This is a genomic window from Bradyrhizobium sp. OK095 (genome assembly GCF_900109945.1).
Lineage (GTDB): Bacteria > Pseudomonadota > Alphaproteobacteria > Rhizobiales > Xanthobacteraceae > Bradyrhizobium.
This window is the reverse complement of the sequence record NZ_FOBX01000004.1, coordinates 32967-55498: the sequence shown is the minus strand read 5'-3', so window position 1 is coordinate 55498 and position 22532 is coordinate 32967. Positions and strand designations below refer to the sequence as shown.

Genomic DNA, 22532 nt, shown 5'->3' with positions numbered 1-22532 from the left:
GACAGGTCATGATCGCAGCGAAATTTCAGATCTTTCTCATCCTGCTCACTGTCCTGGCGGGCACTGCGCTTGTCGCCCGCCGCTTCAATATCGCCCCGGCCATTCTGCTGATGCTGGCCGGCGTCGGCCTTGCGTTCGTGCCGGGCATGCCGCCGGTGGAGCTGCCGCCGGAGCTGGTGCTGCTGATGGTGCTGCCGCCGCTGATCTACTCGGCGAGCGTCGCCATGAGCTGGCGCGAGTTCAGGAACAATTTGCGCCCCATCGTGCTGCTCGCGGTCGGCGCGGTGATCTTCACCGCGGCACTGGTCGCGGCCGCCACGCATTATGTGATCGGCCTGCCCTGGACCATCGGCTTCCTGCTGGGCGCCATCGTCGCTCCGCCCGACGTGGTGGCCCCGCTCGCGATCGCGCGCCGGCTGAACATGCCGCGCCGGCTCCTGGTCATCCTCGAGGGCGAAGGGCTCGCCAACGACGCCACCGCCCTGATCCTCTACCGCTTCGCACTCGCCGCCATCATGGTCGGACATTTCTCGCTGCCGCTCGCGGCCGGCGAGTTTGTCCTGATCGTCGCCGGCGAGATCGCCTTCGGCATCGGCGTCGGCTGGCTCTCGCTGCGCTTGCGCAAATGGGCGAGGGATCAGCAGGTCGAGCTGACGCTGTCGCTGATCACGCCTTTCGTCTCCTACTGGCTGCCCGAACATGTCGGCGGTTCCGGCGTGATCGCAACGGTGGCCTGCGGCCTCTATGTCAGCTGGAACGGCCCGCTCCTGATCTCGTCGGCGACGCGCCTGCAAGGCATTTTCTTCTGGGACCTCATCATCTACCTGATCGAGGGCCTGCTGTTCCTGCTCACCGGCTTCCAGATGCGGGCGCTCTACGAGAAGTCGAAGGCGTTCCCGCTTGACGACATCCTGATCGCCACCGCCGTGGTGCTGGCGATCATCGTGATCGCGCGTTTCGTCTGGCTCTATCCCGCGACCTATTTGCCGCGAATCCTCAGCAAGTCGCTGCGCGAGCGCGATCCGTCGCCGCCCTGGCAATGGCCGTTCGTGCTCGCCTTCACCGGCGTGCGTGGCGCGGTGTCACTGGCGGCCGCGCTGGCGCTGCCGTTCACGCTGCCTGATGGCGATGCCTTTCCCTATCGCGACCTGATCCTGTTCGTCGCGTTCGGCGTCATCTTCGTCACGCTGATCGGCGTCGGCCTGACGCTGCCGCCGGTGGTGCGCTGGCTCGGCGTTGCCGAGGCCGGCCGCAACGAGCACGTCGCCGAGCACGAGGCCGAGATCGCCGCACGCCGCCAGGCCCTCGACGCCGCACTGAAATCGCTGGACGCATTGACGGAGGAGAAGGAGGTGTCGGAGGAGGTGATGAGGCTCCTGCGCGCACGCCACGAGATTCGCGTCACCCAGCTTCCAGATTCGCTCGATCCCGCCCACCATGATGTCTCCGCCGCCGGCACCGCACTGACTCGCGAGCTGATCGCCGCCGAGCGCAAATTCATCCACGGCCTCCTGCGCGACGGCCAGATCACCGACGAGACACGGCGCCGGATCGAGCGAGATCTCGATCTGGAGGAGGCGAGCCTGGCGAACCGGGAGTATCGGGGCGTGCCGCTGTAGCTCCTCGTCATTGCGAGCGCAGCGAAGCAATCCAGATAGCCTCAACGGAAAGATTCTGGATTGCTTCGCTGCGCTCGCAATGACGGTTGTTGAAGCACCGGGGCACACTACCGCCTCTCGCAAAACTCCCCCATCGCCGCTGCCACAGCCCCCGCAATCAGCTCCTGCCGCTCCGGCGAGTTCATCGTCATCTCCTCGTCGCGGTTGATGATGGAGCCGGCCTCCAGCAGCACTGCCGCGCTTCTCGTTTGCGACAGCACGACGAGCCCGTCATAGCGGTAGACGCCGACATCCTTGTCGAGCAACTCGCGCCGATAGCGCCCCATCACCGGCAGGGTGTACTGGCCGGCATAGTGCAGGCCTTGATCCTTCAACCGCCGGCCGATCATCCGGGCCAGCATCAGGCTGCTGGCGAAGTGCGGATTGCGTTCGGATACGAACAGCGAATGGCCTGAAAACCGGTCACTGAAATAGCTCTGCGCGCCGTCGAATTCCCAGGTCTCGAGCAATTTGTCCGGCACCGAATCGTGATGGACCGACAGCAACAGATCGGCCCGGCCATCATTCGCCGCACTGACACGCTTGAACAGGCTCGGCCGCGCCTTGCCGTCCGTGACGAGCAAGCGGGTTGCGGCAAAGCCCTCGGACTTGAGTTTCGCCGTGATCAGTCTTGCAAGACGAACATTGAAGCCGAACTCCGGATCGTTGCGCGCGCTCAACGCACCATAGGAATCCGGAGTATGCCCGGCATCCACGACGATGCGGAATTTTGGTTTCTCGCATTTGGCCGCCGGCTGCGGCGACTTCGCCTTCAGTTTCGCGATCTTTCGCGCGGCAGCGGCGTGGCCGGGGTCAACAGGCGCAAGCGACGACAACAGGATCGACGCGACGAGCGACAGGACGAGAGTTCCGATGATGCCCCGCGCCCGCGACAAGCCCTACTCCGCTGCCGCAACCTGGGGACGACCCACAAATCCCGCGACATCGCCAAAACGTTCCAGCATCACCGCGGGCAGGTCCTTGGCCTTGCTGGTGACGCAGGCGCCGGAGCGCACCGCGTAGCGATCCTGATGCGCGGCCTGCGGTGGCGGCTCGCCCTGCTGGAGCGCGCGCGCCAACTCCATCACGGTTTTACGGAAATGCATGATGCCGAGATCGGTCGGGCCGAGATGCTCGCGGGTACGGTCGGCGATCGGGCCCTGGCTGTCCTGCACGGCGGCGTCCTGTTCGGAGACGCCCTTGATGCCGGTATAGCTTCGGGTCTTCTGGAGCTTGCGGTCGATCAGATAATCGTTGCCCTTGTGACGCAGCGGCACGTAATTGTCGTCGACCTCCGAGATCACGCCGTTACCGCGGTCGTAGGCATCACGCTCGGCTTGCGTCAGCGGCCGCTCCGGATTCCAGGCATAGGTGTAGATCCAGCAATTGGTGTCGGTGACGGGCACGAAGGTCTGGCCAAAGATGTTCTCGCCCGGCATCGCGCTTGGCGCGTAGGCATGGAACGGCATCAGGAACTGCGCGATGCGCCAGTAAATGTTGTCGCCGCCGGTGAGCCGGCCGCCGGCGATGGTGAGGCCGGCGTCGTGCGCGTTGATCTTGATCACGGGCCGCGGGTCTTCCGCGATCCAGCGCATGTGATCGCTCGACATCCGCGCGATCGGATTCACGAAATGCCGCTTGATGTCCAGAATCTCGTTCTCCTCCTTGTCGAAGGAGAGATGGGCGAAGGTGAAATGCGCGGTGTCGATCGAGCCTTCCAGTGCCTGCACCCAGTTGCAGTCCTGCCATTTCTTGCTGACGTAGCGGTGCGAGGCCGGCAGCAGCGCCATTTCGAGATCGGGCAGCTCGGGCATGGCGTCCGCCGGGCCCATATAGGCCCAGATCATCTCGCCCCATTCGCGCACAGGATACGACTTGATGCGGATCAGGTCTTTGGCGTTGAGGTCGGGATAGGAGGTCGGCATGTCCATGCATCGGCCGTCGGTATCGAATTTCCAGCCGTGATAGACGCAACGGATGCCGCACTCCTCAACGCGCCCCAGCCAGAGATTGGCGCCGCGATGCGGGCAATATTGATCGATGACACCGACGACGCCGCGCGTATCGCGGAAGGCGAGCAGCTCCTCACCGAGGACGGTGATCTTTTTGGGCTCGCCGTCGGGCTCGGGGAGTTCTTCAGAGAGAAGCACGGGAATCCAGAAGCGGCGCAACAGCTCACCCATTCCCGTGCCTGGGCCGGACTCGGTCAGGAACTTGTTGTCTTCTGCGCGGAGCATGGGGCGCCCTCCGGACTATTATTTTGCTTTTGACCAAGCTTGTCGCAGGCGGGGCGAGGCGTCAACGCCCGTTGCGACGCAGTTTCAAATTCGACCATCCGCTGCATCCCTATGCCGGTTGAATCGGGGGATGATACGAGCCACGATGGCTAACGTGAGCTTCCTGTTTGAAGCATTCTTTACTCAGACACGCGTTGCTAACAATGATAATCGACGTGCCAGACCATCAAGAACTAGGCGAGACAGCCAACGGTTGGCTCAACCTCGCATGGGAAATCACAATTGAAGCCTTGGCAAAATTTCAAGACAGCGCGGGCTATCTTGAGCAACTAAGTGAAGAAAATCCCGAGAAAAGTCCACTTGAGGCATACTGGCACCAGAAACGCTACAGACTAAACAACGCTATTGCGCTCCTTCAGCAATCGATTGAGCTCCTGCTGAAGACGAGAATTGCTGAGACCAGCCCGTACCTTCTCATTGTGGGCGATCCGCAATCATGGCCAAAAGCAAGCAAGGCAGGCGAGGTAAGGTTCTCAGAATTTCGAACGCTTGATGCGTCACAACTCTGTCGAGCCGTTAGTCTTGCTACTAACACCCGTCTACATTCGGACTTCAATTCCTTCTTCGAACGCATCAGAACCCAGAGGAACAAGATAGCTCACCTAAATGCGGGAAACGCTCGGGTCGAAGCACACAAGATTCTCGTGGATATACTGACGGGATATAGATTTTTGTTTCCTGATGGAAATTGGATCGAGTTTCGAAAGAAATATATGATATCGACCGGTGAATATTCGCCAATTTCAGACTACGAGGAGGACTTCACTCACTCAAATTTTCTTTACGAACTCACCGCCGCAGTGTCTTCACTTGAAAATCGCTACACCAAAGCTTTCTTTGGATATGACAAAAGAAAGAGGGGCGTTCTTTGCCCGAACTGCAAATCCCTTCAGACCAAATACGACGATTCTGAACCAAAATTCGCACAGAAGCGGCGGGACGGTTCCGTAAATTGCATCGCTTGTGGAGCGACCTATACGGCGCAAGAATATATTGACGAGCTAGCCCAATGGGCGTGATCCGCGGATAGCTTGTAGACGAGGAGCAGAGAAAGCGAGAGCCTACAAGTCCTCCGGAGACGGCGATCTCATTGCCGTTACTCGAGTCTCCCTAGCAACACTAAAGCTGTCTTGCTTGGCGCCGCACCTCACGCTGAGAAGTGTTGTTGTCGAATTGATGAAGCAGAGGGCCCTGCAATCCGCCATCTCTTAAATCAATCATTCCTTCTGAGTAATTGTACGAGAATGAGTAACGATGACCTGAAATCGTGACCCAACAAGTCCGCGCCAAGCGCCCGTTGCGCTCGTACACTTCAATCCTATCGACGGACAAATCCAACCTTTCTCGAACAGCATCCGAGAGAGGCTCGATTATGGCAGCGACGCCTGGCGCATGGTGTTCGGCTTCACTTCTTACTCTCCTGATGAAATTGTCGATCTGAGCGTCGGTTCTAAGTCGTCTAGCCATAGCGCATCCGACTCCGCGTTTTGTGATCCTCAATAAATTAGAGAGAGCTGCAACTGCGGTACTCTTCTTGTGATCCCCTACACCGGCCGCTCCCCCTTCACCGTCACCCGCGTGCCCGAGCGCGTATGCGGCCAGTAATCCCACATCGCGCGGTGCTGGGCGCAGCGGTTGTCCCAGAAGGCGATGGCGTTCTCGGTCCAGCGGAAGCGGCACTGGAACAGCGGGTTTTCGGCGTGCTGGTAGAGATAGGCGAGCATGGCGTCGCTCTCGTCGCGCGGGACGCCATTGATGTGGCGGGTGAAGCCGCGGTTGACGTAGAGCGCCTTCTTGCCCGTGACCGGATGCGTGCGCACCACCGGATGCTCGGCATGCGGATAGGCTGGGCGGTCGGCGACGCCGTAATTCGCGTAGAGCCCGCGGTAGATCGGCTCACCGTCGTGCAGCGCGGTCAGCCCGTCGAGATAGGCCTTCATACGATCCGACAGCGCCTCATAGGCGGCGTACATATTGGCGAACAGCGTGTCGCCGCCACGCGGCGGGCACTGCTTGATATAGAGTATCGAGCCCATCGGTGGCTCCTGATCGCAGGACACGTCGGAATGCCAACCCTCGCCGTTGGCGCGCGGCGAATTCTTGTCGGCGTAGATCTTCATCAGCGCCGGGTCTTCGTCTTCGTGCGGCGCGGCAGGATGGAAATGCAGCTCGCCGAACTTGCGGCCGAAGGCGAGGTGCTGTTGTGGCGTGATGTGCTGGTCGCGGAAGAAGATGACGAGGTTTTCAGCAAGCGCGCGATGGATCTCGTCCATCTGCTGGTTGGAGCGCGCGTCGTCCAAGACGAGCTTGCCGATATCGACGCCGGAGATTTCTGCGCCGATGATGGGGGTGAGCTTTTCGACCGCGATGGTCTCGTAAGGCGCACCGTCATCCGCCGTGTGGCGATAGCGCGGGCCCTGCTTGCCGGCGAGTGAGCTCATGGCGTGTCTCCCGATCGTTTTGATTGGGAGCCATCGTAGCAATGTGGGGCGGGTTAGCGAAGCGTAACCCGCCACTTCGCGCGCGCAAAAAAATAAGGCGGGTTGCGCTTCGCAAACCCGCCTTACGATTTCGATGTTTGGAGACGCCTACTCCGCCGCGGTCACCGGCACCTTGGCGCCCTGGCCGTAGCGCTGCTCGATATAGTCGATCACCAGTGCCTTGAAGTCGGAGGAGATGGTCGGCCCGCGCAGCGTGCGGAACTTCTTGCCGTCGACGAAGACGGGCGCGGCCGGCGCTTCGCCGGTGCCGGGCAGCGAGATGCCGATATTGGCGTGCTTGGATTCGCCAGGGCCGTTGACGATGCAGCCCATCACCGCGACGTTGAGCTCTTCGACGCCCGGATATTTCGTCTTCCAGTTCGGCATCTCGTCGCGGATGAAACCCTGGATCGATTGGGCCAGCTCCTGGAACGTGGTCGAGGTGGTGCGGCCGCAGCCGGGGCAGGCCGCAACCAGCGGCACGAAGGTACGGAAGCCCATGGTCTGGAGCAGTTCCTGGCCGACCTGCACTTCGCGGGTACGGTCGCCACCGGGCTCCGGCGTCAGCGAGATACGGATGGTGTCGCCGATGCCCTGCTGAAGCAGAATGCCGAGCGCGGCGGAGGAGGCAACGATGCCCTTGGTGCCCATGCCGGCCTCGGTAAGGCCGAGATGGATGGCGTAATCGGAACGGCTGGCGAGAACCTCATAGACCGCGATCAGATCCTGCACCGCCGAGACCTTGGCCGACAGGATGATGCGGTTCTTGGGCATGCCGAGCTCTTCGGCGCGCGCCGCCGAGAGCAGCGCCGACTGCACCATGGCTTCGCGCATCACCGCGCGCGCATCGCGCGGATTGGGCGAGGCGGTGTTTTCGTCCATCAGCCTGGTCAGCAGTTCCTGGTCGAGCGAGCCCCAATTGGCGCCGATGCGCACCGGCTTGCTGTTCTTGTTGGCGATCTCGATGATGTCGCCAAACTGGGTGTCGCGCTTGTCCTTGAAGCCGACATTGCCGGGATTGATGCGGTACTTCGCCAGCGCTTCGGCGCAGGCCGGATAAGCCGCGAGCAGCTTGTGACCGATATAGTGGAAGTCGCCGATCAGGGGCGTGGTGAGACCGAGCTTGAGCAGGCCGTCGCGGATATGCGGAACGGCAGCCGCCGCCTCCTCGCGATCGACGGTGATGCGGACCAGCTCGGAACCGGCGCGCGCGAGCGCTGCGACCTGGGCGATGGTGCCGTCGATATCGGCGGTATCGGTGTTGGTCATCGACTGCACGACGATCGGCGCACCGCCGCCGACGGCGACGTCGCCGACCATGACCTGGGTGGTGTGATGCCGGGGCGCCGGGCCCGCGATGTCGGAATCGATGGTGTTTTCGAGCTTGTTCATGGGGTCCAAATATCAGGTTTTGGTGACGTTCAGCAATGCATCGCGTGGCGCCGCAGCCGTTTGGCTCGGACGGTTAACCAGAAAAAGCCCAGCAATTACAAGGATCGCTGCGGCCCCGAATGTCAGGCTCAAGGTGTCGTGCATGATGAAATAGCTACCCACCACGCCAAACAAAGGGGTGATGAAGGTAAAAGCCGACAATTTGCTGGCCGAATAGGTCTTTACCAGCGCGAACCAAAGCGTGAACGTGGTTCCCACCACCCAGATCGCCTGGAAGGCCACCAAGGCGATGGACAGCGGCGACGGCGTGTGGGGGATGGTCTCGCCGAACAGCAAGGCGGCCAGGCCCAGGATCGGGATCGAGGTCGCGACCTGATAGCCCAGCGCCTTCTCGGGCGCGATGAAGCGCAACCGCGTGCTCTTGGCGACCAGCGTGGTTGCGGCCCACAGCCCGGCACCGCCCACGATCATGAGGTCGCCGAGCAGCACCCAGGCATCGACATCCGGCTGCGGCACGCCGATCGCGAGCGCGACACCGGCAAAGCTCACGGCCAGACCCAGCCATTGCACGCCGCCCAGCCGCTCGCCGAGCACCTGGTAGGAGCCGAGCGCGACGAAGAACGGCGCGGTGTAGAGAAACACGACCGCGCGTGACACCGAGGTGAAACGCAGGCCCTGGTAGATCAGCACGAACTCGATGCCGAACATCACCCCGGCAAATAGGCCGGCCTTCCACGTGCCATCGCGCTCGAAGAATTTGACGCCGCGAAACGTGCCGATGATGAACAGCACCGGCAATGCACCCATCGAACGGATCGTGGCCTGGAGCATCGGCGGGATCTCCGGCAGCACCAGCTTCACCGCGATCTGGTTGAAGCCCCAGGTCAGGCACAGCATCAGCATCAGGGCGATGGCGCCGGCACTGAGGGGGCGCGCGGCGGATGGGTTGATTTGAGGTGAGGACATGTCTTCCCGGATACCGGCTTTGCGCCGTTGTTGCTTTATGCAGCTTTCTGACAATGGGTGCAGACGCCCGTGATCTCCACCACGGACAGCTTCGGCGCGAAGCCTGACGCTCGCGCCGCGGCGTTGAGATCCCCGGCGAAGGACGCCGACGGAATCTCGCCGACCAGACCACAGCGCTCGCAGATCAGGAACGCCACCGCCGAGGTCGCATCATGGTCATGGGCGGCGCAGGCGAGATAGGCGTTGCGGCTTTCGATGCGGTGCACCAGGCCATTCGTCATCAAAAAATCGAGAGCACGATAGACCGTGATCGGCGCCGGCCGCGGCATCGATTTCGCCAATTCGTCGATCACCTCATAGGCGCCGAGCGGGCGGTGGCTGGAGAGCAGCGCCGCAAGCACCTGGCGGCGTATCGGCGTGAATTTCTGCGCGCGCTGCTTGCAGACCGCTTCCGCATGGGACAGCGCGTCCGCGGTGCAGCGGCCGTGATCGTGGTCGGGCGCGGGAAATGCTGGCTTTGCGAGGGTCATGGGATCGGCGTTCTAGCATTTCGGCGGGGGAACCCAAAGCGCGACCCGCCGCACGGCTGCCAGCCATGCTCATCCCGCGGGACAGCGTCCCGGCAACCCGCCATGTCATAATCATAAGCTTGCTTATAATATTCCAAGCTTATTGGAGACCAAGCTTATGACCCGCGGGTCCGTTGACCATAATTTCCTGTTCACGCTCGGTGAGCTTTACCGCCTGCTCCGCGTCTACGCCGACAAGGAGGCCTCGCGCTTCGGCATCACCCGCGCCCAATGGGCGGTGCTGGCCAAGGTCGAGCGCAGCGAGGGCATGAAACAGTCGGAACTCGCCGAGCTCCTCGATATGCAGCCGATCACGCTGACGCGGCTGATCGACAAGCTCTGCGACAGCGACTGGATCGAGCGCCGCAACGACCCCTCGGACCGCCGCGTCAAGCGGCTGTACCTCAAGAAGGCCGGACGGACGCTGCTCGGCAAGATGAGCGGCCTGAAGTCGGAACTCACGGCCAACGCGCTCGACGGCATCAGCCCGGCGGACGCCCACCGTCTCCTCACCCAACTCGAATCCATCAAGGAAAACGTGCGTAACGCGATCCAGGCCTCTGGGGCGGAACAAGCGCGTAAGGAGCAGCGCTATGGCTGATCAGGTTCTCAAGTTCCAGCCCGAGCAGAAGATCGACAGCGGCAAGTCCACCAAGAAGGCCGGCACCAATCCGCGCCGCCGCCTGATCGCAGGCCTGCGACGGTATCGCCGCGTCCTGCTGATGGTCGTGCTGCCAATCGTCGTCGCCATCGCCGGCATCACCTTCTATCTCAACGGCGGCCGCTATGTCGGCACTGACGACGCCTATGTCGGCGCACAGAAGGTGCTGGTCACGCCCGACATCTCCGGCAAGATCGAGAAGGTCGTCGTGAAGGAGGGCCAGATCGTCAAGCAGGGCGACGAACTGTTCGAGATCGACCCCGTGCCGTTTCGCCTCGCGGTGAATGAGGCCAAGGCGCAGCTGATGCAGGCGCAGACGACCTATGACAACCTCCGCGCCAACATCAAGATCTACGGCGACATGCTCGATCTCGCTCAGAAGGGCGTCGACCTGAAGCAGCGCGATGTCGAGCGCAAGCAGGCGCTGGTGAAGAACAGTTTTGGCTCGCAGCTCGATCTCGACAACGCCTCGAACGCGCTGGTCACATCCGGCTCGATCGCGCAATACGTCAAGCAGCAGATGTCGACGGCCAAGACGCAATTGCTTGGCGACACCGACCTGCCGCTGGAGAAATTCCCGCCTTACGCACAAGCCAAGTCCAAGCTCGACAACGCCGAGCGCAACCTCGACCATTCCGTGGTGCGCGCGCCGATGGGTGGCGTCGCGACGCAGGTCGAGCAGATCCAGCTCGGCCGCTACGTCACCGCGGGCATGGCGGTGTTCTCCATCATCGACGTCGCCCATCCCTGGGTCGATGCCAATCCGAAGGAGAGCGACCTCACCCACGTCACCGAAGGCCAGGCCGTTACCCTCGAGGTCGACGCATTCCCGAACCACGTCTTCAAGGGCAAGATCGGCTCGCTCTCGCCCGGCACCGGCGCGCAATTCGCGATCCTGCCGCCGCAGAACGCCACTGGCAATTTCGTCAAGGTGGTGCAGCGCGTGCCGATCCGCATCTATTTCGACGAGACCGACAAATATGTGCGGCGGCTGAAGGCCGGCATGAGCGTCTACGCCACCATCGACACCGGCCACCAGCGCTCGCTCGCCGGCCTGCTCGGCCTGTCGGCGACGGCAAGTCAGGACAAGGACTGATCCGATGGCGGAGTCCAATCCCGCCCTCATGGTCCCCGGCCTGCGCCGGAACATGGTGACGATCTGCGCCATGACCGCCACCATCATGCAGGCGCTGGACACCACCATCGCCAACGTCGCGCTGCCCTACATGCAGGGCACGCTGTCGGCCTCGCAGGACCAGATCAACTGGGTGCTGACCTCCTACATCGTCGCAGCCGCGATCATGACGGCGCCGGTGGGCTGGATTTCCAACCGCTTCGGCCGCAAGCGCATCTTCATCATCTGCGCTGCCGGCTTCACCTTCGCCTCCGTGCTGTGCGGGCTCGCGCAAGACATCAACCAGATGGTGCTGTTCCGCCTCTTGCAAGGCGTGTTCGGCGCGGCGCTGGTGCCGCTGTCGCAGTCCGTCATGCTCGACTATTACACGCTCCAGGAACGCGCCAAGGCGATGTCGATCTGGGGCATGGGCGTGATGATGGGTCCGATCATGGGGCCGTCTCTGGGTGCCTGGCTGACCGAGAGCTATTCCTGGCACTGGGTATTCTTCGTCAACATTCCTTTCGGCGCCATCACCGTGCTCGGGCTCAGCGTCTTCATGGACGAGACCAAGCAGGACACCAGTCTCAAATTCGACTGGTTCGGCTTTGCCGCGCTGGCAGTCGGGATCGGCGCGCTTCAGCTCGCGCTCGACCGCGGCGAGCAGCTCGATTGGTTCGAATCCGCCGAGATCGTGACCGAGTTCGTGATCTCAGGCGTCGCCTTCTACTATTTCTTCGCTCACTCGTTCACGACCTCGCGTCCGTTCATCCAGTTCGCGCTGTTTCGGGATCGCAACTTCCTCACCGGCTGCATCTTCATGACGGTGATGGGCCTCGTGCTGTACTCGACCATGGCGCTGGCCTCGCCCTATCTGCAAAACGTCATCGGCTATCCCATCATGACCGCCGGCGGCCTGCTCGCGAGCCGCGGCTTCGGCACCTTCTTCGCGATGATGATGGTCGGCCGCATCATGCGCTGGATCGAGGCGCGGACGCTGATCATCACCGGACTGACGCTGACGGCGGCCTCGCTGTTCCAGATGACCGGCTGGACCGACCAGACCCAGGTGCCGGAGATCGTCGTCGTCAGCGTCATCCAGGGCTTTGGCTTCGGCCTGGTCTTCGTGCCGCTGTCGACGGTGGCGTTCCTGACGCTGCCGAACCATCTGCGCACCGACGGCACCTCGATGCTGACGCTGATGCGCAACGTCGCGAGCTCGGTCGGCATCTCCATCGTGATCGCCGAGCTGACGCAGGGCACGCGCAAGACCTATGCGATCCTCTCGGAATACATCAACCCGTTCAATCACGCGCTCCAGATGCCGAACGTGCGTAGCATGATCGACCTCTCCACAGACGCCGGCCGCGCCATGGCCGACCGGATGGTCAACGTGCAGGCGCAGATCATTGCGTTTGCGCACGACTACATGCTGGTGATGGTCTTCATCCTCTGCACCATCCCGCTCGCCTTGATGATCGGCTCGACCAAGGCCATGCTGCGAAAGCAGACGGCTGGGCCGGAGCATGCGGTGATGGAGTAGGACGCGCTCTCGTGCCCCGGACGCAGCGCAGCACGCGAGTGATGCGCTGCAGAGCCGGAGCCCATACTCGCGGCAACTGGGTCCCGGTTCTGCGGCGCAGCGTTACACGCTGCACCGCGCCCGGGACACGAGAGCTTCTACAGCAACTCCTCGCACCCCAAATCCTCGACCGCCATCATCACTCGTTCCAGATTATTCCACCAGATCAGCGGCGGAAGGTTGATGCTCCACTGCCAAACCGGCCTGGTGATGTGCCACAGCACCGACAGACGGTAGTCCTGGTCGAGCGCGCCGCGCGTGTAGCCGACCACGCCGTGGGCGAGAAGCGTCTCGTGATAGTGATTGAGCAGCCGACGTTCGAGTGCCTGCCTGCGGTCTGGATACCATTGCATCGCCATCATGTAGGCGAGGTCGCTCGTAGGCACATTGATGCGCCACTGGTCGAAATCGAAGATGCGCGCGGTGTCTGCGACGCCGGGCCGCGGCAGCAGGAAATTCCAGATATGGGCATCGCCATGGGCGATGCTGATGTGACGCCGCGATCGATAGCGCTGGGATAGCCGAGCCGAGTGCTCGATCAAGCGACGGTAGAGGATGCGACGCTCCTCGCCGAGGCGGTCGCCGAGCAGATCGGCAAATCGGTCGTAATGGCCGGCGAAGGTCTCCATGTGCTGCGCCCGATCCTCGGCGCTCGCCCAGGTGCCGACGGTGTCGCCAAGGCCGGGATGATCCCACCATGCCGCATGCCAGCGCGCCAGCGTCGTGACGATGGCCATCGCCTGCTCATGCGACGGCGGCAGCGGCCACTGGGTTGCGATCTCATGGCTGTCGGTGAGATCTTCCAGCAAAAGATGCCAGACCAGGCTCTCCTCGTCGAAGCTCCCGTCGAAGCAGCGCGGCGCCAGCCCGGGCGGCATGTTCGGCGCAAGCCGTGTGTAGAAGGCGACCTCCTGCCGGCCGGCATCCGCGAGCGTGCCGGCAAACTCGGCATTCGCGGTCTTCAGAATCAGCGATTGCGGAGCACCGGCGGATTCCCCGACATAGCGCAGGCCGAGGCGGATGATATGTGACACCACGGTGTCACGCTGGTGCAGCACCTTCACCTCGCGCACCGCGCCGGCGTCCAGCACGCCGCTCCTGCGCAGCGCCGCCGTCAGTCGGCCGGGCTCAACGACTTCAGGCAATTGTGGAGGTGTCATGACCCCGATGCCCCTGTGCCGCGGCATACTGCACGATCAACACCCCGGGCGCCAGCGGCCGACCTGATGCCGGGCTCAAGCCGCGGCGGTGGAATCGCGCACGGTCCGGACCACGACCGACCGCAGCTGTTCGAGATTGGCCGCCATGCCTGTGATCGCCTGCCTGACCTCCGCGGCGCGCTCGTTCACCGAGGCGGCGTCGCGGCTGACATTGGAGATCTTGGCCGAGACTTCCTTCGCGGCAGACGCCGATTCGGAGATCGAGCGCGAGATCTCCCGCGTCGCGGCGTCCTGCTCTTCCATCGCGGCGGCGACCGAGGTCGCAACGCCGTCGATCTCGACGATGTGGCCGCCCATGGTCTCGACAGCATCGACCGCGGCCTGTGTCGAGGCCTGGATCTCCGCGATCAGCCGCGAGATCTCCTCGGTCGATTTGGCAGTCTGGTCGGAGAGCGATTTCACTTCGGCGGCGACCACCGCGAAGCCGCGGCCGGCCTCGCCGGCACGCGCCGCCTCGATCGTGGCGTTGAGCGCCAGGAGGTTGGTCTGGCCGGCGATGCCACCGATAAGGTCGGAGACCTCGGCGATCTTCTTCACCGAGCCGGCTAGTGTCTGGATGGTCGAACGGGCCTGCTCGCGGCCGGCGACCGCCGATTTGGTGACCGTGCTGGTGCGCGCGACCTGGGTCGCGATCTCCCGGATCGAAGCGCTCAGCTCTTCGGCTGCGGCCGAAACGGTTTGCGAACTGCCCAGCGCCTGGGTGGAGGCGGAGGCAACCGCCTGCGACTCCACGGACAGCGATCGGGCGATCTCGGACAGGCTGGCGGCGGCCCGTTCGACGCCCTGGCTTGCCGCGCTCGCGGTGTCGACCGAGCGGCCGGTCTCGCGCTCGACGGTCTCGGCCATCTGTTGCAGAGCAGAGCGCTTGGCCAGCGCCGCTTCCTGCTCGTTGCGCAGTTGCTCATCGCGCAGACGGGAATTCTCGACCGCTGACTGCTTGAACACCAGCAATGCACCCGCCATCGAGCCGACCTCGTCCTGCCGGTTGGCGAAGGGAATGTCGGCTTCGAGATCCCCGGTCGCGAGCTTCTGCATCGTCCCGGTCATGCGCACGATCGGGCGCACCACACCGAGCGCGACACCGAGCAGGCCGGCGGCGATGAAAGCCAGCACCGCGGCAGAGACACCGAGCAGGATATAGAGCATCGCACTGTCGCGATCCGCGGCCAGCTTCTCCATGTCCGCGTTCTGCTTGTTGGAGCTCTCGACGATACTGTCGATGACGGCACGATGTGCGGCGTAGGCGTCCTTGAGCTGCGCATAGGCGCGCTCGGCGGCGGCCATGTCCTTGCCCTTCAAGGCGGGCAAGAGCTGGTCGGACAGGAGCTTCCAGAACTTCTGCACCTCGGCATCGGACTTCGACACCAGCGCAGTCTTCAGGTCGGCCGAGAGGCTGGATGCGGTCCAGTAGGCCTTGCGCTCGTCGTAATCCTTGCGGAGCTGGACCAGGCGCTCGCCATGGGCCGCCAGCTGATCCGGCTCGCGCATGGCCAGCGTCGCCTCAAGATAAGCCTCGATGACGTATTCCGGCGGCGGCAGGATGTCGGCGATGAGGTCGTTGCCGAGCTTGATGTCGGAATAGAGCGGACCGCCGACCTTGAGCTCGCGCAACGCATACAGACTGGTCGAGACCACCGCGGTGAAGCCGATGGCGATCACGACACCGAACGCGATGATCGCGGAGGACAGCGAAAGACGAATTTTCATAGAGCAATCCCGGCCCGAATCAGTTCCGCAACGACCCTATGCCAACGCGGTAAACACGGGATTGCCTCCGGTTGAGACCGCCCAACGGGACAACTCCGCAAGACTACGGGATTCGCAACGCAGGGAAATTTGGCTTTGGGACAGCGAGGCTGACACACAGAGGCGACGACAGATCAATTCGCACCGGCAATACAGCGCAGCATCGGTCATCGATGCGCTGCGTGAGAAGCCCGTGCCGGCGACTTCAAGATCGCCGGCATGTCGTCGCTTCAGACGTCGAAGAACACCGTCTCGCCGTCGCCCTGCAAACGCAGGTCGAGGCGATAGACGGCTTTACCCGCCTCGCGCACCGCAATCAGCGTGGCGCGGCGGTCGGCGGGGACCAGCGCCAGCACCGGGTCGGCGGCGTTGCCGGCCTCGTCGCTGAAATAGATCCGGGTATAGAGATGCCGCAGCATGCCGCGCGCGAACACCGCCAGAACAACGTGCGGTGCCTGCGGCTTGCCATCGGGATCAGGCACCACGCCCGGCTTGATGGTGTCGAAGGAATAATTGCCGTCCTTGTCGGTGCCGCAGCGGGCGAAGCCGCGGAAGCTGGCGTTCGGCAGCGCGCGCTTGTCCTGCGGATCGGCGAAGCGGCCTTGTGCATCGGCCTGCCAAATCTCCAGCATGGCGTCAGGCACGGTGGCACCGTCGCCGTCAAAGACGCAGCCCTCGATGCGGACGCGGTCGCCGGTGACGTCGGGCGTCAGCGTCGAGTTGGTGAAGGCGTCGTTCCAGGCATATTCGCCTGTTGGCGTCATGCCATATTTGAAGAACGGGCCGACCGTTTGCGATGGTGTGATCCCATTATCCTGCACGTTACTTGGTCTCCATGGGAGTGGCATTCTTGCCGCGCAGCACGATGTCGAAGCGGTAGCACAGCGCCCATTCGGGCTTGGTATTCTCCAGGTCGAACGACGACACCATCCGCGCCCGCGCCTTCTCGTCCGGCACCGAGTTGAAGATCGGGTCGAACGGGAACAGCGGGTCGGCCGGGAAGTACATCTGCGTCACCAGCCGGGTGACGAAGGAATGGCCGAACACCGAGAGATGGATGTGCGCGGGCCGCCAGGCATTGTGGTGATTGCCCCAGGGGTAAGCGCCGGGCTTGATCGTCACAAAGCGGTAGTAGCCGGCGGCATCGCTCACGGTACGGCCCGCGCCGGTGAAATTCGGATCGAGCGGCGCCGGATGCTGGTCGCGGACATGGACATAGCGGCCGCAAGCATTGGCTTGCCAGATCTCGACCAGCGAGTTCGGCACGCCGCTTCCGTCCTCGTCGCGCACATGCCCGTGCACGATGATGCGCTCGCCGATTGGCTCGCCGGTATGCTGGGTGGTGAGATCGCTGTCGCCGTCGCGCACGGTCTCGTGGCCGTAGACCGGGCCGGTCAATTCCGACAGCGTGTGGCGCATCGGGATCAAGGGCTTGTTCGGCGCACGCTTGATCGAGCTCTTGTACTCGGGCGACAGCGGCAGCGGATGCGCCTTGTTGCTGTCCGTGGGATAGATGAATGTCATGGGCAAACTCCTCCCCGGCCATGTTGGTCCGGCCGGTCAACGCTTCCCCGATCATTATACAATATAACTAATCTAGGGAAGCCCGGCAGGAGCGCTCTATTTGATTGGCGGGCGCGGCAGCACGGCCTCGCCGGCCTCGAGCCGGTAGGTGTGGTCGAGCGAATACCAGGGCGTCGCGACGTCGCGTGCGGTCGGATGCGGCGCATCGTGGCGCTGGAACTTGCCGATCAGCGCCTGCGTCACGCCGAACTGCACGTCGCTGTCGATATGGGGGTCGTTGGGATCGTAGACCTGCGAGATCAGCACCTTGAAGCCGGGCTTGAAGATCAGGGCATGCAGATGCGCGGGACGATAGGGATGTCGGCTCTGCGCCTCCAGCAGGCGGCCGACCACACCATCGGTCGGAATGGGATAGCCAATCATCATCACCGAGCGGAAGGCAAAGCGCCCATCTGAATCGGTCGTGAACTTGCCGCGCAGGTTCATGTCGGCCTGCTCGGGGTCCTGGTTCTCGTAGAGCCCGACCGGCGAGGCGTGCCAGACATCGACCTCGGCGCCCGTGACGGGACGACCGTCCTTGTCGACGACGTGGCCGCTGACGAACAGCGGTGCGCCGGGCGTCTCCGAGCGCACGATCGATCCGCCATTCTCGACCCGCGGCGAGTTCAGCCGCCAGAATGGACCGAGCAGCGACTGGTCAGTTTCGGTATTGCCCTGGTCGCCATTGTTCAGGAGGCACACCAGTGGCGAGACGCCGAGCGAGCCGGCCATCAGCACGACTTCGTTATGCGTGTCGGTCGTCAGCTTCCCGAGCTCGGCGATGACAGCGGTCGCGTCGCGAAACTCCTTCTCGGTCAGCCTGACATCGCGGACGAAGCCATGCAGATGCTTGACCAGCGAGATCATGATCTGCCGCATCCGCGGATCGGACGTCCGCTCCATCACCGCCAGTGCGGCGGCCGTGACGTCCTGCTCGCGTTCGATGATCATGGCCACCTCCCAACCACCCGGTCGTTCCGGGCGCGCATGGAAGGAGCGGCCCCGGACTCCTCTCCCTCTCCCCGTAAGAACGGGGAGAGGGAGAGAATAGACCGTCAGTTCAGCTTCTCGATCGCAACCGCGACGCCCTGGCCGACGCCGACGCACATGGTGGCCAGCGCCAGCTTGCCGCCGCGCTTCTCCATGCCGTGCACGGCGGTGAGCGCGAGGCGCGCGCCGCTCATGCCGAGGGGATGGCCGAGTGCGATGGCGCCGCCATGCGGATTGACGAAATCGGCATCATCGGCGACGCCGAGCTGGCGCATGCAGGCGATGCCCTGCGAGGCGAAGGCTTCATTGAGCTCGATCAGGTCGAAATCGCTGATCTTCTTGCCGAGCCGCTCCATCAGCTTGCGGGTTGCGGGCACCGGTCCAATGCCCATGATGCGCGGCGGCACGCCGGCCGAGGCGAGGCCGAGGATGCGCGCGCGCGGCGTCAGACCATGCTTCTTCACGGCGGCTTCGGACGCCAGGATCATCGCGGCAGCGCCGTCATTGACGCCGGAAGCGTTGCCGGCGGTGACCGTGCCGGGATTGCGCACGATCGGCTTCAGTTTGGCGAGCGCTTCCAGCGTGGTCTCGGGGCGCGGGTGCTCGTCCTTGTCGATCGTGATGGGACCGGCCTTTCCGCCGGGAATGGTGATCGCGATGATTTCTTCCGCGAAATAACCGGCGGCGATTGCCGCGCCCGCGCGCTGCTGCGAGCGGATGGCGAAGGCGTCCTGGTCGGCACGCGAGACCTGGAATTCCTCGGCAACGTTCTCGCCGGTCTCCGGCATCGCGTCGACGCCGTACTGGGCCTTCAGCAGCGGATTGATGAAGCGCCAGCCGATCGTGGTGTCGAAGATTTCAGCCGAGCGCGAGAAAGCTTCCTGCGCCTTGCCCATCACGAAGGGCGCACGGGTCATGGATTCGACGCCGCCGGCAATCGCCAGCTCGATCTCGCCGGAGCGGATGGCGCGGCCGGCCGCACCGACCGCATCGAGGCCGGAGGCGCAGAGGCGATTGAGGGTGTGGCCGGGAACCGAGTCCGGGAGGCCGGCCAGCAGCAGCGCCATGCGCGCGACGTTGCGGTTGTCCTCGCCGGCCTGGTTGGCGCAGCCGAAGAAGACTTCGTCCACCTGCGCCCAGTCGAGATTGGGGTGTTTTGCCATCAGCGCCTTGATCGGCGCGGCGGCCAGATCGTCGGCGCGCACCTTGGCGAGCGAGCCGCCGAAACGACCGATCGGGGTCCGCACGGCATCGCAGATAAAGACGTCACGCATCGTTGTTCTCCCTGAATGCCGCGGTTCGGCGAAAATTCTTCAATGTCGGCGGAGTTTTAGGAGGGCGCCCGCGGCAGGTCAATTGACGGTTTCTTGCATGTTCCGAGGGGCGCGCACGCCGCTGGCGCATGCCGCGGTGCGGACAACGTGGAAAACCTCCCCGCCCCGGCCAAAGCGATAGGAGCAGGGGGTGAAATTTTGTAGGTTGCGCCGCTCATGACAATGCAACAGCCGATACCCATACCGCCCCCCGACGAAGCGCCCGCGCCGCAGGCAGAAGCCGCCGCGCGCGTCACCCCGATGATGGAACAGTACCTCGAGATCAAGGCGGCGCATCAGGGCCTGCTGCTGTTCTACCGGATGGGCGATTTCTACGAGCTGTTCTTCGAGGACGCCGAGATCGCCTCGAAAACGCTCGGCATCGTCCTGACCAAGCGCGGCAAGCATCAGGGCGCCGATATCCCGATGTGCGGCGTGCCGGTCGAGCGTTCCGAGGATTATCTGCATCGGCTGATCATCGCCGGCCACCGGGTCGCGGTGTGCGAGCAGACCGAGGATCCGGCCGCCGCGAAAGCCCGCGGCAACAAGAGCGTGGTCCGCCGCGGCGTGGTGCGGCTGGTGACGCCGGGCACGCTGACCGAGGACACGCTGCTCGATGCGCGCGCCAACAATTATCTGCTGGCGATCGCGCGCGCCCGCGCCTCCGGCGGCGGCGACCGCTTTGGCCTTGCCTGGATCGACATCTCGACCGCCGAATTCACCGTGCTGGAATGCTCCAGCGGCGAGCTTGCCGCCACGCTGGCGCGCATCAACCCGACCGAGGCGATCGTCGCCGACGCGCTCTACAATGACAGCGAACTCGGACAGACCTTGCGCGAATTGCCGGCGGTGACGCCGCTGACCCGCGACGTCTTCGACGGCGCCACCGCCGAGAAGCGCCTGTGCGATTATTTTGCGGTCGCAACCATGGACGGGCTGGCTCAGCTCACGCGGCTGGAAGCCACGGCTGCTGCCGCCGCTGTCACCTATGTCGATCGCACCCAGGTCGGCAAGCACCCGCCGCTGTCGCCGCCGGCACGCGAAGCCTCCGGCGCGACCATGGCGATCGATCCGGCCACGCGCGCCAATCTCGAACTGACGCGCACGCTCGCGGGCGAACGCCGCGGCTCGCTGCTCGATGCCATCGACTGCACCGTGACCTCGGCCGGCTCGCGCCTGCTGGCGCAGCGGCTGGCGGCGCCGCTCACCGACGCAGCGGCAATCGCGCGGCGGCTCGATGCCGTCAGCGCCTTCGTTGCCGACTCGGCTGCACGCGAAGACATCCGCAGCATCCTGCGCGGCGCGCCCGACATGTCACGCGCGCTGGCCCGTCTCTCGGTCGGCCGCGGCGGCCCGCGCGACCTCGCAGGCCTGCGCGACGGCATCATCGCCGCCGACCAGGTGCTGGCGCGCCTCGGCGAGCTCGACCAGCCGCCGCAGGAGATCGGGGCGGTGATGGCGGCCCTGCAGCGCCCGTCGCGCGAGCTCGCGACCGAATTTGCCGTTGCGCTCGACGAGCAATTGCCGCTGATCAAGCGCGATGGCGGCTTCGTTCGTCAGGGCTATGAGCCCGCTCTCGACGAAACGCGAAGCTTGCGCGATGCTTCCCGCCTCGTCGTCGCCTCGATGCAGGCGCGCTACGCCGACACGACCTCCGTCAAGGGTCTCAAGATCCGGCACAACAACGTGCTCGGCTATTTCGTCGAGGTCACTGCGCAGCACGGCGACAAGCTGATGTCGGCGCCGCTGAATGCGACCTTCATCCATCGCCAGACGCTGGCAGGACAAGTCCGCTTCACCACCTCGGAATTGGGCGAGATCGAAGCCAAGATCGCCAATGCCGGCGACCGCGCGCTCGGGCTCGAGCTCGAAATTTTCGAGCGGCTTTCGGCGAAGGCACTTGATATCAGCGACGATCTGCGCGCCGCCGCTCATGCCTTTGCGCTGCTCGACGTCGCGACCTCGCTGGCCAAGCTCGCAATCGACGATAATTATGTGCGGCCGGACGTGGATGACTCCCTCGGCTTCGCCATCGAGGCTGGCCGCCATCCCGTGGTGGAGCAGGCGCTCAAGCGCAACGGCGAGCCGTTCATCGCCAATGCTTGCGACCTGTCGCCGGGGCCGGCGCAAAAGTCCGGCCAGCTCTGGCTGCTCACCGGTCCGAACATGGCCGGCAAGTCGACCTTCCTGCGTCAGAACGCGTTGATTGCGCTGCTCGCCCAGATCGGCAGTTTCGTGCCGGCCACGCGCGCGCGGATCGGCATCATCGACCGGCTGTTCTCGCGCGTCGGCGCCGCGGACGATCTGGCCCGCGGCCGCTCCACCTTCATGGTGGAGATGGTCGAGACCGCCGCGATCCTCAACCAGGCCGGCGAGCGCGCGCTGGTGATCCTCGACGAGATCGGCCGCGGCACCGCGACCTTCGACGGCCTCTCGATCGCCTGGGCCGCGATCGAGCATCTGCACGAAAGCAACCGCTGCCGCACGCTGTTCGCGACGCATTATCACGAGCTGACCGCGCTCTCGGCAAAACTGCCGCGCATGTTCAACGCCACGGTGCGGGTGAAGGAATGGCAGGGCAATGTCGTGTTCCTGCACGAGGTGCTGCCCGGCTCCGCCGACCGCTCCTACGGCATCCAGGTGGCGAAGCTCGCAGGCCTGCCGCCGGCCGTGATCAATCGCGCCAAATCGGTGCTGGCAAAGCTTGAGGCCCAGGACCGCGGTCAGACCGCCCGTGCGCTGGCCGACGATCTGCCGCTATTCGCCGTGCCCTCGCGCGCCGCCGCCGAAGCCGCGCCGCCGAGCGAAGCCGAGCTGCTGATGGATGCCGTGAAGGCGCTGCACCCGGACGAAATGTCGCCCCGCGAGGCGCTCGATGCGTTGTATGCGCTGAGGGCCAAGCTACCGAAGTAGAGACAGTGCCGTAGCCCGGATGAGCGAAGCGACATCCGGGATCGCGTGTCCCGCATATCGCTACGCTC

At 64.0% G+C, this 22532-nt stretch carries 19 protein-coding genes; 6 read left to right on the top strand and 13 right to left on the bottom strand.

What is annotated here, in order from left to right; genetic code table 11:
- Positions 1–8: 8 nt before the first annotated feature.
- On the top strand, positions 9–1619 hold the full coding sequence (locus BMW89_RS12265) for a Na+/H+ antiporter (RefSeq protein ID WP_092026505.1): 1611 nt from the start codon (positions 9–11) through the stop codon (positions 1617–1619).
- Positions 1620–1726: 107 nt separating this feature from the next.
- Here the strand turns inward: BMW89_RS12265 and BMW89_RS12260 are convergent, their stop codons facing one another.
- Both BMW89_RS12260 and BMW89_RS12255 read right to left on the bottom strand, forming a co-directional pair.
- Positions 1727–2554, bottom strand: a complete 828-nt coding sequence (locus BMW89_RS12260) for an N-acetylmuramoyl-L-alanine amidase (protein WP_092026503.1) — start codon at positions 2552–2554, stop codon at positions 1727–1729.
- A gap of 3 nt (positions 2555–2557) precedes the next feature.
- Positions 2558–3895, bottom strand: coding sequence for a Rieske 2Fe-2S domain-containing protein (locus BMW89_RS12255; RefSeq protein WP_092026500.1), 1338 nt, complete (start codon positions 3893–3895; stop codon positions 2558–2560).
- A 215-nt stretch (positions 3896–4110) separates the two neighbouring features.
- Between BMW89_RS12255 and BMW89_RS12250 the strand changes: the two genes are divergently transcribed.
- On the top strand, positions 4111–4974 hold the full coding sequence (locus BMW89_RS12250) for a hypothetical protein (protein WP_143062751.1): 864 nt from the start codon (positions 4111–4113) through the stop codon (positions 4972–4974).
- Between the two features lie 100 nt (positions 4975–5074).
- On the opposite strand, the gene BMW89_RS12245 is transcribed toward BMW89_RS12250, so the two are convergent.
- The 5 genes from BMW89_RS12245 to BMW89_RS12225 form a co-directional block, all read right to left on the bottom strand.
- A complete protein-coding gene (locus BMW89_RS12245) occupies positions 5075–5422 on the bottom strand; it encodes a Vch_cass14 family protein (protein WP_092026494.1) in 348 nt (115 codons plus the stop codon).
- Positions 5423–5499: 77 nt separating this feature from the next.
- The gene (locus tag BMW89_RS12240) at positions 5500–6396 is read right to left on the bottom strand and encodes a TauD/TfdA dioxygenase family protein (protein ID WP_092026491.1); all 897 of its coding nucleotides are present in this window, start codon (positions 6394–6396) and stop codon (positions 5500–5502) included.
- A gap of 147 nt (positions 6397–6543) precedes the next feature.
- Positions 6544–7827, bottom strand: coding sequence for a flavodoxin-dependent (E)-4-hydroxy-3-methylbut-2-enyl-diphosphate synthase (gene ispG, locus BMW89_RS12235; RefSeq protein WP_092026488.1), 1284 nt, complete (start codon positions 7825–7827; stop codon positions 6544–6546).
- 12 nt (positions 7828–7839) lie between these two features.
- The gene (locus tag BMW89_RS12230; protein WP_092026485.1) at positions 7840–8793 is read right to left on the bottom strand and encodes a DMT family transporter; all 954 of its coding nucleotides are present in this window, start codon (positions 8791–8793) and stop codon (positions 7840–7842) included.
- A gap of 35 nt (positions 8794–8828) precedes the next feature.
- The gene (locus BMW89_RS12225; RefSeq protein WP_092026481.1) at positions 8829–9323 is read right to left on the bottom strand and encodes a Fur family transcriptional regulator; all 495 of its coding nucleotides are present in this window, start codon (positions 9321–9323) and stop codon (positions 8829–8831) included.
- Positions 9324–9480: 157 nt separating this feature from the next.
- Here BMW89_RS12225 and BMW89_RS12220 point away from each other — a divergent pair, with 157 nt between their 5' ends.
- Genes BMW89_RS12220 through BMW89_RS12210 form a run of 3 tightly spaced genes read left to right on the top strand, consistent with a single transcriptional unit; the run spans position 9481 to position 12680 of the window.
- Positions 9481–9963 carry a MarR family winged helix-turn-helix transcriptional regulator gene (locus BMW89_RS12220; RefSeq protein WP_092026479.1) on the top strand — a complete coding sequence of 161 codons (483 nt, stop codon included), beginning with the start codon at positions 9481–9483 and terminating at the stop codon, positions 9961–9963.
- Positions 9956–11119 (top strand): HlyD family secretion protein, encoded by a 1164-nt coding sequence (locus BMW89_RS12215; protein ID WP_092026476.1) that lies wholly within the window; start codon positions 9956–9958, stop codon positions 11117–11119. The genes BMW89_RS12220 and BMW89_RS12215 overlap by 8 nt, the downstream gene beginning before the upstream one ends.
- 4 nt (positions 11120–11123) lie before the next feature.
- On the top strand, positions 11124–12680 hold the full coding sequence (locus BMW89_RS12210; protein ID WP_092026473.1) for an MDR family MFS transporter: 1557 nt from the start codon (positions 11124–11126) through the stop codon (positions 12678–12680).
- 137 nt (positions 12681–12817) lie between these two features.
- Here the strand turns inward: BMW89_RS12210 and BMW89_RS12205 are convergent, their stop codons facing one another.
- The 6 genes from BMW89_RS12205 to pcaF all read right to left on the bottom strand — a co-directional run bounded on the left by BMW89_RS12205 (position 12818) and on the right by pcaF (position 19512).
- Positions 12818–13906 carry a phosphotransferase gene (locus BMW89_RS12205; protein WP_092026470.1) on the bottom strand — a complete coding sequence of 363 codons (1089 nt, stop codon included), beginning with the start codon at positions 13904–13906 and terminating at the stop codon, positions 12818–12820.
- A gap of 48 nt (positions 13907–13954) precedes the next feature.
- Complete coding sequence (locus tag BMW89_RS12200) at positions 13955–15646, bottom strand: methyl-accepting chemotaxis protein (protein ID WP_092026467.1); 1692 nt, start codon at positions 15644–15646, stop codon at positions 13955–13957.
- A 269-nt stretch (positions 15647–15915) separates the two neighbouring features.
- Positions 15916–16533, bottom strand: a complete 618-nt coding sequence (gene pcaG / locus BMW89_RS12195; RefSeq protein WP_092026464.1) for a protocatechuate 3,4-dioxygenase subunit alpha — start codon at positions 16531–16533, stop codon at positions 15916–15918.
- Positions 16508–17209, bottom strand: coding sequence for a protocatechuate 3,4-dioxygenase subunit beta (gene pcaH / locus BMW89_RS12190; RefSeq protein WP_092026461.1), 702 nt, complete (start codon positions 17207–17209; stop codon positions 16508–16510). The genes pcaG and pcaH overlap by 26 nt, the downstream gene beginning before the upstream one ends.
- A 96-nt stretch (positions 17210–17305) precedes the next feature.
- Positions 17306–18199 (bottom strand): dioxygenase family protein, encoded by an 894-nt coding sequence (locus BMW89_RS12185; protein WP_092027277.1) that lies wholly within the window; start codon positions 18197–18199, stop codon positions 17306–17308.
- A gap of 104 nt (positions 18200–18303) precedes the next feature.
- Positions 18304–19512: a 3-oxoadipyl-CoA thiolase gene (gene pcaF / locus BMW89_RS12180; RefSeq protein ID WP_092026458.1), complete on the bottom strand. Its 1209-nt coding sequence runs from the start codon at positions 19510–19512 to the stop codon at positions 18304–18306.
- A 216-nt stretch (positions 19513–19728) separates the two neighbouring features.
- On the opposite strand from pcaF, the gene mutS reads away from it, so the two are divergent.
- Complete coding sequence (mutS, locus tag BMW89_RS12175; protein WP_092026455.1) at positions 19729–22464, top strand: DNA mismatch repair protein MutS; 2736 nt, start codon at positions 19729–19731, stop codon at positions 22462–22464.
- Positions 22465–22532: the final 68 nt, after the last annotated feature.

Bases quoted from the DNA above. Each gene is read 5' to 3' on its own strand.
- BMW89_RS12265 (WP_092026505.1), top strand. From the start codon at position 9: ATGATCGCAGCGAAATTTCAGATCTTTCTCATCCTGCTCACTGTCCTG.
- BMW89_RS12255 (WP_092026500.1), bottom strand. From the start codon at position 3,895: ATGCTCCGCGCAGAAGACAACAAGTTCCTGACCGAGTCCGGCCCAGGC.
- BMW89_RS12245 (WP_092026494.1), bottom strand. From the start codon at position 5,422: ATGGCTAGACGACTTAGAACCGACGCTCAGATCGACAATTTCATCAGG.
- BMW89_RS12240 (WP_092026491.1), bottom strand. From the start codon at position 6,396: ATGAGCTCACTCGCCGGCAAGCAGGGCCCGCGCTATCGCCACACGGCG.
- ispG (WP_092026488.1), bottom strand. From the start codon at position 7,827: ATGAACAAGCTCGAAAACACCATCGATTCCGACATCGCGGGCCCGGCG.
- BMW89_RS12230 (WP_092026485.1), bottom strand. From the start codon at position 8,793: ATGTCCTCACCTCAAATCAACCCATCCGCCGCGCGCCCCCTCAGTGCC.
- BMW89_RS12225 (WP_092026481.1), bottom strand. From the start codon at position 9,323: ATGACCCTCGCAAAGCCAGCATTTCCCGCGCCCGACCACGATCACGGC.
- BMW89_RS12220 (WP_092026479.1), top strand. From the start codon at position 9,481: ATGACCCGCGGGTCCGTTGACCATAATTTCCTGTTCACGCTCGGTGAG.
- BMW89_RS12215 (WP_092026476.1), top strand. From the start codon at position 9,956: ATGGCTGATCAGGTTCTCAAGTTCCAGCCCGAGCAGAAGATCGACAGC.
- BMW89_RS12210 (WP_092026473.1), top strand. From the start codon at position 11,124: ATGGCGGAGTCCAATCCCGCCCTCATGGTCCCCGGCCTGCGCCGGAAC.
- BMW89_RS12205 (WP_092026470.1), bottom strand. From the start codon at position 13,906: ATGCCGCGGCACAGGGGCATCGGGGTCATGACACCTCCACAATTGCCT.
- BMW89_RS12200 (WP_092026467.1), bottom strand. From the start codon at position 15,646: ATGAAAATTCGTCTTTCGCTGTCCTCCGCGATCATCGCGTTCGGTGTC.
- pcaG (WP_092026464.1), bottom strand. From the start codon at position 16,533: ATGCCACTCCCATGGAGACCAAGTAACGTGCAGGATAATGGGATCACA.
- pcaH (WP_092026461.1), bottom strand. From the start codon at position 17,209: ATGACATTCATCTATCCCACGGACAGCAACAAGGCGCATCCGCTGCCG.
- BMW89_RS12185 (WP_092027277.1), bottom strand. From the start codon at position 18,199: ATGATCATCGAACGCGAGCAGGACGTCACGGCCGCCGCACTGGCGGTG.
- pcaF (WP_092026458.1), bottom strand. From the start codon at position 19,512: ATGCGTGACGTCTTTATCTGCGATGCCGTGCGGACCCCGATCGGTCGT.
- mutS (WP_092026455.1), top strand. From the start codon at position 19,729: ATGACAATGCAACAGCCGATACCCATACCGCCCCCCGACGAAGCGCCC.